The 12,456-nt window shown below is 58.0% G+C and carries 13 protein-coding genes and 1 tRNA gene; 5 read left to right on the top strand and 9 right to left on the bottom strand.

From position 1 onward, the window contains the following. The first annotated feature begins 29 nt into the window (after positions 1–29). On the top strand, positions 30–1,562 hold the full coding sequence (locus FNT36_RS11745) for a GH3 auxin-responsive promoter family protein (RefSeq protein ID WP_233635859.1): 1,533 nt from the start codon (positions 30–32) through the stop codon (positions 1,560–1,562). Between the two features lie 317 nt (positions 1,563–1,879). Here the strand turns inward: FNT36_RS11745 and tal are convergent, their stop codons facing one another. Further along, positions 1,880–3,022 (bottom strand): transaldolase, encoded by a 1,143-nt coding sequence (gene tal / locus FNT36_RS11735; RefSeq protein ID WP_144847791.1) that lies wholly within the window; start codon positions 3,020–3,022, stop codon positions 1,880–1,882. A gap of 406 nt (positions 3,023–3,428) precedes the next feature. On the opposite strand from tal, the gene FNT36_RS11730 reads away from it, so the two are divergent. Together FNT36_RS11730 and FNT36_RS11725 are read left to right on the top strand one after the other, a co-directional pair. Beyond that, positions 3,429–3,725 (top strand): hypothetical protein, encoded by a 297-nt coding sequence (locus FNT36_RS11730; protein WP_144847789.1) that lies wholly within the window; start codon positions 3,429–3,431, stop codon positions 3,723–3,725. Positions 3,726–4,044: 319 nt separating this feature from the next. Beyond that, positions 4,045–4,542, top strand: a complete 498-nt coding sequence (locus FNT36_RS11725) for a DUF2306 domain-containing protein (protein ID WP_233635858.1) — start codon at positions 4,045–4,047, stop codon at positions 4,540–4,542. 72 nt (positions 4,543–4,614) lie between these two features. On the opposite strand, the gene FNT36_RS11720 is transcribed toward FNT36_RS11725, so the two are convergent. Then, a tRNA-Val gene (locus FNT36_RS11720) sits at positions 4,615–4,688 on the bottom strand. 138 nt (positions 4,689–4,826) lie between these two features. Here FNT36_RS11720 and FNT36_RS11715 point away from each other — a divergent pair. Next, the gene (locus tag FNT36_RS11715; protein ID WP_144847785.1) at positions 4,827–5,339 is read left to right on the top strand and encodes a DUF6992 family protein; all 513 of its coding nucleotides are present in this window, start codon (positions 4,827–4,829) and stop codon (positions 5,337–5,339) included. On the opposite strand, the gene FNT36_RS11710 is transcribed toward FNT36_RS11715, so the two are convergent. From FNT36_RS11710 to FNT36_RS11690, 5 genes are all read right to left on the bottom strand, one after another. Continuing rightward, positions 5,336–5,860, bottom strand: a complete 525-nt coding sequence (locus tag FNT36_RS11710; RefSeq protein ID WP_144847783.1) for an acyl-CoA thioesterase — start codon at positions 5,858–5,860, stop codon at positions 5,336–5,338. The two genes, FNT36_RS11715 and FNT36_RS11710, sit on opposite strands and share 4 nt — an antisense overlap. Positions 5,861–5,913: 53 nt before the next feature. Then, positions 5,914–6,312, bottom strand: a complete 399-nt coding sequence (locus tag FNT36_RS11705; RefSeq protein ID WP_144847781.1) for a hypothetical protein — start codon at positions 6,310–6,312, stop codon at positions 5,914–5,916. Positions 6,313–6,654: 342 nt separating this feature from the next. Next, positions 6,655–7,314 (bottom strand): response regulator, encoded by a 660-nt coding sequence (locus FNT36_RS11700; RefSeq protein WP_144847779.1) that lies wholly within the window; start codon positions 7,312–7,314, stop codon positions 6,655–6,657. Positions 7,315–7,518: 204 nt separating this feature from the next. After that, on the bottom strand, positions 7,519–8,772 hold the full coding sequence (gene kbl / locus FNT36_RS11695) for a glycine C-acetyltransferase (protein ID WP_144847777.1): 1,254 nt from the start codon (positions 8,770–8,772) through the stop codon (positions 7,519–7,521). Between the two features lie 187 nt (positions 8,773–8,959). Then, the gene (locus tag FNT36_RS11690; RefSeq protein ID WP_144847774.1) at positions 8,960–10,024 is read right to left on the bottom strand and encodes a patatin-like phospholipase family protein; all 1,065 of its coding nucleotides are present in this window, start codon (positions 10,022–10,024) and stop codon (positions 8,960–8,962) included. A gap of 120 nt (positions 10,025–10,144) precedes the next feature. Between FNT36_RS11690 and FNT36_RS11685 the strand changes: the two genes are divergently transcribed. Then, complete coding sequence (locus FNT36_RS11685; RefSeq protein WP_144847772.1) at positions 10,145–11,137, top strand: NAD-dependent epimerase/dehydratase family protein; 993 nt, start codon at positions 10,145–10,147, stop codon at positions 11,135–11,137. Positions 11,138–11,343: 206 nt separating this feature from the next. Here FNT36_RS11685 and FNT36_RS25445 read toward each other — a convergent pair whose 3' ends face one another. After that, positions 11,344–11,481 carry a hypothetical protein gene (locus FNT36_RS25445; RefSeq protein WP_233635857.1) on the bottom strand — a complete coding sequence of 46 codons (138 nt, stop codon included), beginning with the start codon at positions 11,479–11,481 and terminating at the stop codon, positions 11,344–11,346. Positions 11,482–11,640: 159 nt separating this feature from the next. Next, a complete protein-coding gene (locus FNT36_RS11680; RefSeq protein ID WP_144847770.1) occupies positions 11,641–12,405 on the bottom strand; it encodes a DUF475 domain-containing protein in 765 nt (254 codons plus the stop codon). Positions 12,406–12,456 lie beyond the last annotated feature (51 nt).

Below are 12,456 nucleotides of genomic sequence, written 5' to 3'. Positions count from 1 at the left end.
TATAACTCAAAACTCATAACTCACTCGAAGTGCTCGACCTCGCCATTGCCGCCGCTACCCAGCTTAGCAGCCTACCTAGGCTGGCGCGGGTGCGCCAGCAGCCGCACGAGTTGCAGGCCACCGTGCTGCGCTACCTGCTGGGGCGGGCCAAAGACACGAGTTGGGGCCGCCGCTACGGCTACGCGGCTGGGCTGCCCGCCCAAGAGTTTGACGCCCGCGTGCCGGTGAGCACCTACGAGCAGCTGTATCCCGAGCTAGAGAAAGCACTGCGGGGCCAGCCCGATGTGCTGTGGCCCGGCCCCGCCCCGCAGTGGCAAGCCAAAAGCAGCGGCACCACCAATGCCCGCAGCAAGTTTATCCCGCTCACTACCGAGGCTCTGCACGACAATCATTATCGCGCTGGGCGCGACATGCTGGCGCTCTCCACGCATCTCTACCCCGCGCAACGGCTCTTGCAGGGCAAAACCCTGAGCCTAGGCGGCACCCACGGCCCCAGCCCCTTTGGGCCGGCGGCGCGGGCCGGCGATGTGTCGGCCCTTATCATGCAGAGCCTGCCGGGCTGGGCCGAGTACCTGCGCACCCCGCCCCTACCGCTGGCACTGCTCGATGAGTGGGAAGAAAAAATCGACCGCATTGCCCACCACGTGCTGCGCCAAGACGTGCGCGTGCTGGCCGGCGTGCCCACCTGGATGGTGGTGCTGCTGCGGCGCGTGGTGGCTTTAGCCGGCGCCCAGCACGTAGCCGAGGTGTGGCCCCACCTAGGGCTGTTTTTGCACGGTGCAGTAGCATTCGGGCCCTACCGCGAGCTGTTTCAGCAGCTCATTCCGAGCGTACACATGCGCTACCTCGAAATCTACAATGCTTCGGAAGGCTACTTTGCTTTGCAAGACGAGCCCGGTGCACCCGACCTGCTACTGCTGCTCGACCACGGCATCTACTACGAGTTTTTGCCCGCGGCCGAGTTCGATAGCCCCAGCCCGCGCCCCGTGCCCCTAGAGGCCGTAGAAATCGGCCCGAGCTACGCGCTGGTTATCAGCACCAGTGCCGGGCTGTGGCGCTACCTCGTGGGCGACACAGTGCGCTTCACCTCGCTGCGGCCCTACCGCGTGCGCATCACGGGGCGCACCAAGCACTTTCTCAATGCCTTTGGCGAAGAAGTAGTTATCGAAAACGCCGAAGCCGCCATAACGGCCGCTGCCCAGGCCACTGGCGTACAAGTGCGCGATTTCACGGCCGCGCCTATCTATTTCGCGGCGGGGGCCACTTCGCGCGGCGGCCACGAGTGGGCCGTGGAGTGCGCGGGCCCGCCACCCGCCGCCCTAGGGCGCTTTGCCGAGGTGCTCGACTACACGCTGCGCCAGCTCAACTCAGATTACGATGCCAAGCGCCACCGCGACTTGGCCCTTGGGCCGCCCCGCGTGCACCTCGTACCCACTGGCACCTTTGAGGCGTGGTTGCGTCGCCAGGGCCCCCTAGGTGGCCAGCGCAAGGTGCCTCGCCTCAGTAATACCCGAGAGGTACTGGAAGCCGTGCTGGTGCTAGCGCGCCAGCATACGCTATAAATCAGTTAATTTTCAAGCGTCTTCACACTTGCACCTCTTCGTGCCATGAAAAACCTTGCCCTGCCATTGTTCGTGGTCGCCGTGTGTTTTTTAATAGGAAGCGCTGTCTTAGCCGATGCCATTGCATCGGGGCAACCCGGGAAAATCACGTGTACTGCCATAGCAATGACCATTATCTTAGGTTTTGTGGCACTACTTGGGCACCAGCTCCTTAAGCTTCGCAAAAAGAAGCTACACGCTTAAGCTACTGGGCTAGCGCACAAAAAAGCCCCGGCTTGCATGGGTGCAGGCCGGGGCTTTGTATGGCTTGGTTTATTTTACTTTAGCGCTTCCGCACCTTCCACAGCCTGCTGGCGCTTCTTTTCGACCGAGTCAATCAGCTTGCCGAAGGGCTCGATGAATTTCTGCACGCCCTCTGTTTCTAGCTGCTGGGTGCTAGCGTCGAGGTCGATGCCTACTTTGGGCAGGTCGCGCAGTACAGCCTGGGCTAGTTCGAGGCCCTGCTCGAGGCGGTCGGCGGGCTTGCCTTTTTCCTTGAAGATGTCCATCGTTTCGACCGGAATGGTGTTCACCGTTTTCGGACCGATGAGGTTTTCAACGTACTTCAGGTCGTCGTATTTCGGGTTTTTGTTGCCCGTGCTAGCCCACAACAGGCGCTGCGTATTAGCACCTTTGTCGGCCAAGGCCTGCCAGCGCGGGCTAGCAAAAATCTCTTTGTACAGCTGATAGGCCTGCTTGGCGCTAGCCAGGGCCACCTCGCCCACCAGTGACTCGGCTAGCTGGCCTTTCTCACCACCTTCAGCCGCGATTTTCTCTAGCTGCGGGTCAATCAGCACGTCGATACGCGACAGGAAGAAGCTAGCTACCGAGTCGATACGCTCTAGCGACTGCCCGGCCTTGGCGCGGTCTTCTAGGCCCGAGATAAAGGCTTCGGCCACCGCTTTATAGCGGTCAAGGCCAAAAATGAGGGTGACGTTAACGTTGATGCCTTCCGAAATAGCTTGGCGAATGGCGGGTAGGCCTTCGAGCGTAGCCGGAATTTTAATCATCACGTTGGGCCGGGCCACGTCTTTCCACAGCTGGCGCGCTTCGGCGATGGTACCCTCAGTGTCGTGGGCCAGCTTGGGCGACACTTCTAGGCTCACATAGCCGTCGCTAGAGTTGTCGTGGCTATCGTAAAGGGTGCGAAACAGGTCGCAGGCGGCTTGCACGTCGGCTACGGCCAGGCCTACGTAGATTTCTTCGGCCGATTTGCCCTGCCGGGCTTGCTCTTTAATCGTGTCGTCGTAGTCGGCCGAGCCGCCGATGGCCTTCTCAAAAATGGCGGGGTTAGAAGTAACGCCCCGCAGCGCGTCTTCGTCGATGCGGCGCTTCAACTCGCCATTGGTGAGCACTTTGCGGCTAATAAAATCGAGCCAAAGGCTCTGGTCCAGGCGGCGGATGTCGACTAAGGGGTTCATATGAAAGAAAGAAAACTAGGGTGAAAAGACAAACGGGCAGCGTTTTCCAGGGTTACTGACCGAGCTACCCCTTCAACAAGCGCAGCCACCATAAAGTAGCCGCCGGCTGCCAAAGTAACTGACCAAGCCGCTATCAAGCCATAAAAAAGTTTGGGGCGGGCAATGGCTGAGCCATCAAGCTGAGCCTAGGTAAGGTGCAGCCAACCTATCGCTACCGTTATGATAGTCGACAATCAGGTGTTCAGCTTATTATAGCCAGAAGCATTGAGCGCCCCTGCTACCATTTCCTATGCCTAAGCCCCAAGGGTATACCACTATACCTAACGCGGCTGCATGTCCACAACCCTAGGATAGATTTTAGGGTACAAGCTTCAGAAAAGTTTTTGTTCTCTTTTTATTACTTCCTATGAAACTCACGCATCTTCTCGTAGCCGCTGCCCTATTCAGTACTAGCGCCGCCCTGGCCCAAACTACCCCAGTGCAGGGTGCTCAAAAAAGCCCGGCCACCCTTACGCCTAGCAGCGCCGCACCGGCCCTGAACCCTAACAGTGCTGCTAATGCTACGCGCGATATTCCGGCCACTGGCGCCCCCGACGCTATTGACAACACTCCTTTAGATTCTAAAGACAAGCGCGCAACAAACAGCAAAAAGCAAAAAAATTCTATGTCGTCGGGAAAAGGCAAAATGAAGACTAAAATGTAAAGCAACCTGCAAGCCCAGGTTTTTCTTTGAGTAAAAGCACCCAGTTTCTTGATAGAAACTGGGTGCTTTTTTTTAGCTTCTGAGCTAAGCCAATCACCATTTTCAAGGCTTAACATTTCGTACTTACACCAGTCTATTTATCAACACACAACTTCTTGCGCAGATAAGCTGCCACAGTGAAGTGATTTATTATTTACTGTTCAGGTTCTGCTAGTAAGACACTAATTTGTGCGTTGAAACAAGAGCCGGAAGGAGTAACCCGCCGCTGAGCTAGAGGGTACAGTGGGCTATGCCCTCTTTGCTTCACTCGCCGGTTAGTATGCTGCACTTGCTGGCGGCACTAGTGGCACTGGGCACTGGCACTGCCGCCCTCTGCCTTCCTAAAGCCACTACCAGGCACCGCTACTTAGGCTGGGCTTACGTGGGCAGCATGTGCGTGCTGCTGCTGACGGCATTCCGTATTTACACGCTATTCGGGCGGTTTGGCATTGTGCACTGGGGTGCCGTTGGCAGTGCCGGCGCGCTCTTGCTGGGGGTAGGGGCGGCCGTGGGGCGCCCGGCAGGGCAGGCATGGCTGCGCTGGCACTATATAGGCATGGGCGCCTCCATCACGGGCCTGTATGCTGCCTTTGTAGTCGAAAGCACGTATCGTCTCTTGCCGGCAGTCTACTTCTGGTGGAGCACCCTCGGAGTTAGCTCCTTGGTGCTGGGGCTGGGCAGTTGGCTGTTGTTTCGGTATTATCCGGCTTGGGTCACTTCGTATGGCCCTTCGCCAGCGCGGCGCGCGGCAACACCGCGCCAAGTGCCAGTCGGGTAGCTTTCGGTAAGCTGCCTAGGTCATTTCCAAATGCAAAATGCCCTTCGGCACGAAGCCAAAGGGCATTACTAGTGGGCAATGCCGGATTCGAACCGGCGACCTCTACCATGTCAAGGTAGCGCTCTAACCAACTGAGCTAATTCCCCAGAATAGAGTTGTTGGGGCCGCGAAAGTACGGCGGCGGCGGGGTTTGTGCACGCCTAGGTGGTTATTTTTTGGCCGGAGCCGCCTCGGTAGGGGGCAGTGGGACTGGGCAGGTAGCTTTCAGCAGTTTCTTTGTAGCCATGATAAGCACTGTACTTCTAACGTCGGTGGTTCCTGCGGCGGGCTGGCTGGCGGCCTACCAGGCTCGCGAGCTACTACTGGGCCGGGGCTTGGGCGTGCTGGGCGTGTGGGCACTGGCCAATCTTATCGTTAGCGGCTACCAGCTGCCGCGCACCGACCGGCGCGAAATGCCCCACCACTTTCATTTCATGAACTGCTGCTGGGGCTTCATTAACGCGGTGCTGGCTGCGGTGGGCATCTTGCGCACGCACCCCGGCGCACCGCCCGCAGGCTTCACGGCCCTCGATGCGACTTTTGACCAGCAGCACGTGGTCATGATATTCCAAGTGAATGCCGTGCTCGACCTAGGGTATTTGCTGCTGGGCTGGTGGCTGGTGGCCCGTGCTGCCCGGCCCGCCTTGCAGCCTATAACTCCGGTGCGGCTGCTGGGTTATGGCCGTTCCATCTGGCTGCAAGGCGGCTTCCTACTAGTGTTTGATGCCCTGATGGCGCAGTTGATTGAGAAGGCTTAGCTAGCCTCGCTAGTGGGGCGGCGCAGCTTCTTCAGCTCTTGGCGCACAGCTTTCACGCGCTCGTCGAAGCCATCGGGGTCGTAGTCGATGTGGGGCACGTCAACCTCTTCTAGCATGTCCATAAGGGCATCGGCGTGGTCGAGGCGGGTGCCAGCAGGCAGCTGCACAAAAGCCATCTCAGACCACAGCAATGCCAGCAGCCGCTGGCCATCGGCCGAGCGCATCTGCATCTCCAATACCAGGTTAGAATTGTCGAAGTGAATAAGCTGAGACAGGATGCGCACCATGACGCCCTGCCGCGCCGGCTTGAGGTAGCTGAGGTGGTGCTTGGTAATAACCCAGGCCGCCTGCTGAGCCCGGGCCAACTCACCCATGTTCAAGGCGTAGTGCTCGGCTACGTGGTCTTCGCGGGCATTGAGAAAGTAATCGACGTAACGGGCGTTGTTGAGATGGCCCAGCATGTCGCAGTCTTGGAAATGAACGCGATGCTGGGTTTCGGGGGTGCGGACGAGGCGCGACATAGGCAGGCGGGCTACAATTTGGGGCCGCGAAGGTAGGCGTGCCGCGGCGTGCCCTAGGCGGTAGCGCTAGCCAGCAAAAACTGTGGCCCCTGAAAATCGGCCGCAGAACACAGTGTCAGCTGTGCACTCACCCCACTATCTTTCAGCTCATTAAGCAGGCTTTTAGACAGCCCGCACCAGTAGAGCTGCGTGCTGCTAGCGCGCGCCTTGCTATCAGCTTGCAGCAGCGCCTGCTGGCCCAGCCAACTCAGTGAGTGTAGTCCCCGGCAATCAATCCAGGCCTGCGGCACGGCCCGCACTAGTAGCTGGTTGATAGCTTGCTCTAAGTGAGCAGCATCGGCGGGCGACGTGCATCCTCCTCGCAAGCTCAGCCCCATGCAGTCGCGGTGTCCTCCTAGGTGGATGGTCAGCGTTCTCATCGGAAAGACGAGGAGCAAGAAAGTATCGGCCATGGCTACTAACGAGGTGGAGTAGTACGATGCAAATGTACCCGGCTTCCGTCCTATATTGGGCACAGTTAATACTTAATTTAAGTTGTTTGGTTGTACTTCATTTATAAATAAGTGAATTTACCTACGTACTATACCCTATTCTTGGGCAAGAGCACTACACAATTTTGCACAATTAATACAGCTTCTTGATAAATTGGTAGATACGTTGGTTCAATTACAGCCTTACTCACCGGGCGGCTATCCTCTCCAAAGCATTTCGGGCGCCTAGCTCCGCAGTCGTAGTTACGACTGCGGAGCTAAGCGCCCGAAATGCTTTGAAAGCGGAATAATCCTATTACACAGCTAATCTAGCAATCCCTGCGTCATGGCCAGCTTGATAAGAGCTGCCGTGTTTTTGGTTTGCGTCTTCTCCAGAATATTTTGGCGGTGCGTTTCGATGGTACGCTTGCTAGTAAACAGCTTTTCGGCCATTTCGCTGGTCGTCAGACCCTCGGCCAGCAAGCGCAGAATTTCGGTTTCACGCCGCGTTAGCTGGCCCGTTTTCTTAAACTCGGTGGGTTCGCTGGGTTCGTTATGCTCTTCTTTTGCCAGTACTTTGTGCAGCATGGCTAGGCCTAGGTCGCTGCATAAGAACTGCTTACCGTTGGCTACCGTCTGGATGGCAATCAGGATTTCGCCCTTATCGGCGCTTTTCAAGATGTAACCGTGTGCCCCAGCGCCAAAAAGCTGCCCGATGTAGCGCTCGTGGTTGAGCATCGAGAGCACCAGAATTTTTATATCGGGGTACTCAGCATGCAGGCGCTGCGTAGTAGCTAGGCCATCAAGCACGGGCATATTAATATCGAGCAGCACAACATTGGCGGGCGTGGTAGGCAGCTGGTCAAGTAGTTCTTGGCCATTGCTGGCTTCGCCTACCACCTCCAGGCCGGGCTCTTGCGCCAGTAGCGCCCGAATCCCATCGCGCACAATGGCGTGGTCATCAACTAAAAAGATACGGTTCATGGTGTCTGGGCGCTAGTATCTTTTGAGGCAACCCCTTGTGGTACTGATACTGCTAGTGGGCAAGGTTCGTTGGGAAAATCCAAACTATTTTGATAAAGGTCCAGTGTCCGGCATCCAGGGCCGTTCTGCGAAACTAGACAGCCAGCAGAGGGCCAGCCACTAAAGAGCCGACTCTCTGCTTTAGTCTTTCTTCTTAGCCTGCACCTAGGGAGTGTTTTCTACTACCTGCGGTCCTTTAGGGGCATCAGCCTCCGCGGCCTTGTCCTTGAGCGTACCCAGCTCGCGGCCTACTTTCTTGAAGGCGGCAATGGCCTTGTCGAGGTGCTCGCGGGTATGGGCGGCGCTGAGCTGCACCCGAATGCGGGCCTTGCCCTGCGGCACCACGGGGTAGTAGAAGCCCACCACATAGATGCCCTCATCGAGCATTTTAGCGGCAAATTCCTGGGCCAGCTTGGCATCGTAGAGCATAACGGGCACAATGGGGTGCTCGCCGGGCGTAATGTCGAAGCCAGCGGCCGTCATCTGCTCGCGGAAATACTTGGTGTTGATTTCGAGTTGGTCGCGCAGGGCGGTGCTTTCGGTCAGCAGCTCCAGCACGCGCAGGCTAGCACCCACGATAGCCGGGGCCAAGGTGTTAGAAAACAGGTAGGGCCGCGAGCGCTGGCGTAGAATTTCGATAATCTCCTTGCGCCCACTCGTGAAGCCGCCCATGGCGCCCCCTAGGGCCTTGCCGAGGGTGCCCGTGATGATGTCGACGCGGCCCAGCACGTTGCGGTACTCATGGGTACCGCGGCCGGTTTTGCCCAAGAAGCCCATTGAGTGGCACTCGTCTATCATCACGAGGGCGTCGTACTGGTCGGCGAGGTCACAGATTTTGTCGAGCTGCGCAATAGTACCATCCATCGAAAACGACCCGTCGGTGACGATGATACGGTGGCGCATCCCAGCGTTCACAGCGTCCTGGAGCTGCTTCTCTAGGTCGGCCATGTCGTTGTGGGTGTAGCGGTAGCGCTTGGCCTTGCACAGGCGCACCCCATCGATGATGCTGGCGTGGTTGAGAGCGTCGGAAATAATGGCGTCGCGCTCGTCAAACAACGGCTCAAACACACCACCGTTGGCGTCGAAGGCTGCGGCGTAGAGAATAGTATCCTCAGTACCTAGGAACTCGGCCAGCTTGGCTTCAAGCTGCTTGTGAATATCTTGGGTGCCGCAGATAAAGCGCACCGACGACATGCCGTAGCCGTGCGAGTCAATAGTTTCTTTGGCCGCTTTCAGCACCTCGGGGTGCGAGCTGAGACCTAAGTAGTTATTGGCGCAGAAGTTGAGCACGTCGCCCGCTTCGTTGGTCTGAATTTCGGCGCCCTGGGGCGAGGTAATCACGCGCTCCTTTTTGTAAAGGCCGGCGTCTTTTATTTCTTGCAGCGTCTGCTGAAGGTCGGCTTGAAGGGTTCCGTACATGGGAGGTGAGATAGATTGGATGGTGGGGCGTCTGCTATTGAGAGCGCAGCGAACCAAAGGTCGGCGTAGCTAAGCAATCGCACCAGCGCGAGAATGAGTGGACGAAGCTAGTACGCCAGTCTCGATTGCGATGGCTCGTTTTAAAGCGACTGATTCGTTGTGCTCACCATAACAATCTATTTCTTATTCAATTCCTCTTCCCGAAAAACGCCTGCACGCCAGCCCGGCCGCTGGCTACCAGCTGCTCTTTTTGCTCGGCCGAAATACGCTTCACTTTCGGCCGGAAGCCCATGGTATTGATACTGATAGTGCGCGGCCAATCGCTGGGCAGCGCGGGATTAAGATTTTCGAGACTAATGGTGTAGAGCGCGCCGATGTAAGACGAAAAATCGTGAATGTCATACGGGGCCAGAGCCTGGCGGCCGGTAGGCAGCGTATCGAGGGCTATTTGCTCGGCGCGGTCGAGGCGCAGCCCTAGGGTCTCGGGGTTGGCGGTAGTGCCGGGCGGCAGGCCAGCGGGTAGGTATTGGGGCTGGTCGAAAATGTGCAGTGGATAATTGGCCAGCAAGCCGCCATCGACCAGCACCTGCGTAGGCTGGCCAGCTTTAGGCTTGCCCTGAATAACTTTATCCTCCGCATCGAGCAGCACGGCGCGGAAGTACAGCGGGATGCTCATGCTGATGCGCACGGCATCGGCCACGCGCATGGTGGGGTGGGTTTCGTAGCCAAATACCTGGGTGCGCTGCAGCGTGAGGTTGGTGCCAGTGGTGTAGAGGTCGCGGTAGTGGCCGGGCTGGGCTAGGGCCAGTTGGTGCAGCTCACCTAGGGTTAGGTTGGGGCGCTGGGTCTGGCGGCCCACCAGTTCGCAGATGTATTTGGTGAGTTGGTCGCCGCGGTACCAGCCGTACTGGCGCAGCAGCCGGCTGCCGCCCCCAATGAAAATGAACTGCCCATCGTTGAGCCGCTGCACGGGCGTGCGGTTGATGATGTCGATAATGGCCTCGGGCGAGTAGCCCACCGCCAGCAGCGCCGCCTGAATGGCCCCCGCCGAGGTGCCGCCCACCCGCGTGATGTGCGCTAGCACGCCCTGCTTTTCTAATTCTTGCAACGCGCCGCCGTAGGCAATACCCCGAATGCCCCCACCCTTCATTATCAGGTTGCGGTAGGGCGAGACAAGAGCCTGCGCGTGGGTAGCGCGAGAAGCACCTAGCAAAGACAATGAACTGAGCATTAGCAGCAAGCGTATAATCATGGGGCCTAAATATACCGCTAATGCCTGCCTGTGTTGCCCGGCCGCAATCCCCTTGCCTGCCCCTGGCCGTATCTTTGCGATACGCCTCTCCCACCCCTCCCACCACCAGTTTAATCGTTTATGCAAATCTCGCCTAGCGAACCTGTTACCCCTCGAACACCGGGCACTGTGCTCGTCATTGGCGCCTGCGGCCAGCTTGGGCTAGAGCTTACGGCGGCCCTGCGCCAGCGCTACGCGCCCGAGGCTGTTATTGCGGCCGACGTGCGCGCCCCCAAAAACCCCGAGGCACTGGCTGGCGGCCCGTTTGAGCTGCTCGATGTGCTCGATAAGGCCCGCCTCGAAGCCTTGGTGCAGCAGTATCGCCCGGTGCAGATTTACAACCTAGCCGCCCTGCTGTCGGCCACGGCCGAAAAAGACCCAGCGTTTGCTTGGAAGCTCAATATGGACGGCTTGCTGAACGTGCTGAACGTGGCCGTGCAGTACCAGGTGCCGCAGGTGTACTGGCCAAGCTCCATCGCGGTGTTTGGGCCCGACACCCCCCGCGAGCACACGCCGCAGGTCACCATCATGAACCCCAACACGGTGTACGGCATCAGCAAGCTGGCCGGCGAGCAGTGGTGCGAGTGGTACCACCGCCACCACGGCCTCGATGTGCGCAGCCTGCGCTATCCCGGCCTCATTGGCTACAAGAGCCTGCCCGGCGGCGGCACCACCGATTATGCTGTGGACATCTACCACAAAGCCGTAGCGGGCGAAAGCTTCGAGTGCTTCCTTCAGGAGAATACGTACCTGCCCATGATGTACATGCCCGATGCGCTCAAGGCTACGCTTGACCTGATGCACGCGCCGGCCGACCGCATCAAGGTGCGCACTAGCTACAACCTAGGTGCCATGAGCTTCTCGCCGGCCGAAATTGCGGCCAGCATCCAGCAAGAAATTCCTGATTTTCAAATTACGTACAAGCCCGATGGTCGCCAGGCTATCGCCAACTCGTGGCCCGCTAGCATCGACGACGCAGCGGCGCGGCAAGATTGGAGCTGGGCGCCTGAGTATGACCTAGGCAAGATGACGCACGACATGCTAGCGCACTTGCGCGAGCTAGTGCCTGCTTAGTATTGCAGCGGTGCACAGCATCAGTTTAAAGCTCCGGTGTAAGCCGGAGCTTTTTTCGTTTTAATTGAGAGCAAGAAATACCCTAAGGCATTCAAAAAGTCTTGATTTTCGCTTTTATTCTTTAGCTGCGTAGCGCTGAATCATGGATGCTTCTTCGTCACGAACTCGGCGTGCTAGCTCTCTCGTAGTAGAGCTTCAGTCAGAGGCTAACTACTGCTGCCAAGCAGCTGCCCTATCATGCTGGCATCCTGCTGCCGCTCCTGCTGGTAGCAGTTGTATTTGGGCTGACTGTGCTGGTGCACCAAGATGGGCATTGGCTGAGCAGCGCTGGTAACATGTAGCACACACGACTGGCCGGCTGCTCGCTAGCATTTGCTGGCGGGCGAGCGCGAAGTATCGAAGGTGACTTACGCTGGCCTACAGCAGCAAGGTCTCGACCACATTCAAGAAGTACATCCCTTCATCAAGCAGCATTGCGCACTTACACTAGCTACGGCCTAGCGCTAGCTACCACCCAGCCGCTGCGGCCACCCTAGGAAGCGCGACGTGAGCAGCGGCACCCCAAATACGGCCACGGTGAGCACCGTCAGGCCCACATCAGCGGTCTCGCTCGTGAGAAACATCGAAAACGGATGCGTAGGCAGATAATGCTCGAACAATGACAGCACTAGCTTGAGCCCCAGGATACCAATAATAACGAAGGCCGCCGTTTCGAGAAACGGGTACTTACCCATGAGCAGCACAAAGGCCTGCGCCACCAGCCTCATGGCTAAAATGCCAATAAATACCCCTACGCAAATGATAATGAGGTTATTGGTGAAGGCTACCACGGCAAACACGTTGTCGATGGAAAAAGCCAAGTCCATGAGCTCGATGAGCGCCACAGTGGCCCAAAACTTCCCAAACAGCCCTAGGGTACGGCGGTAAATCCAGCTCTTCGATTTCTCCACGTGCTCCTCTCCGTGCGGCGGGCCCGCCCGGAAGTGGTCCCACACCAAATAGAGCAGGTAAAGACCCCCTAGGGGCTTCAAAAACCAGAACTCGATGAGGTACGAGGCGAATAGAATGCACAGCCCCCGAAACAGGTACGCGCCAAAGATGCCGTAGCGCAGAGCCTTCTTGCGCTGCTCGGGCGCGAGGTCGCCGACCATTGTGGCTAGCACAGCCGCATTGTCGACCGAGAGCAGGCTTTCAATAATAACGAGGTTGCCCACGAGGGCCAGGGCCGCCAGCGGATTGTCGATGATTTGCTGGATGTCTTGGGTCATGCCAAAGGGGTAAGGGCCGCAAAGCTACTGGCCGGAGCGAGTTGCCGGCCC

Origin of the sequence: Hymenobacter setariae (assembly GCF_007713685.1) — a bacterium.
GTDB classification, from domain to species: domain Bacteria; phylum Bacteroidota; class Bacteroidia; order Cytophagales; family Hymenobacteraceae; genus Hymenobacter; species Hymenobacter setariae.
This window is presented reverse-complemented; position numbering and strand designations above follow the sequence as displayed.

Excerpts from the sequence above, each read along its gene's own strand:
- FNT36_RS11700 (WP_144847779.1), bottom strand. The coding sequence starts at position 7,314 with ATGAACCGTATCTTTTTAGTTGATGACCACGCCATTGTGCGCGATGGG.
- FNT36_RS11705 (WP_144847781.1), bottom strand. The coding sequence starts at position 6,312 with ATGGCCGATACTTTCTTGCTCCTCGTCTTTCCGATGAGAACGCTGACC.
- FNT36_RS11710 (WP_144847783.1), bottom strand. The coding sequence starts at position 5,860 with ATGTCGCGCCTCGTCCGCACCCCCGAAACCCAGCATCGCGTTCATTTC.
- tal (WP_144847791.1), bottom strand. The coding sequence starts at position 3,022 with ATGAACCCCTTAGTCGACATCCGCCGCCTGGACCAGAGCCTTTGGCTC.
- FNT36_RS11680 (WP_144847770.1), bottom strand. The coding sequence starts at position 12,405 with ATGACCCAAGACATCCAGCAAATCATCGACAATCCGCTGGCGGCCCTG.
- FNT36_RS11690 (WP_144847774.1), bottom strand. The coding sequence starts at position 10,024 with ATGATTATACGCTTGCTGCTAATGCTCAGTTCATTGTCTTTGCTAGGT.
- FNT36_RS11715 (WP_144847785.1), top strand. The coding sequence starts at position 4,827 with ATGATAAGCACTGTACTTCTAACGTCGGTGGTTCCTGCGGCGGGCTGG.
- FNT36_RS11730 (WP_144847789.1), top strand. The coding sequence starts at position 3,429 with ATGAAACTCACGCATCTTCTCGTAGCCGCTGCCCTATTCAGTACTAGC.
- FNT36_RS11685 (WP_144847772.1), top strand. The coding sequence starts at position 10,145 with ATGCAAATCTCGCCTAGCGAACCTGTTACCCCTCGAACACCGGGCACT.
- kbl (WP_144847777.1), bottom strand. The coding sequence starts at position 8,772 with ATGTACGGAACCCTTCAAGCCGACCTTCAGCAGACGCTGCAAGAAATA.
- FNT36_RS11725 (WP_233635858.1), top strand. The coding sequence starts at position 4,045 with ATGCTGCACTTGCTGGCGGCACTAGTGGCACTGGGCACTGGCACTGCC.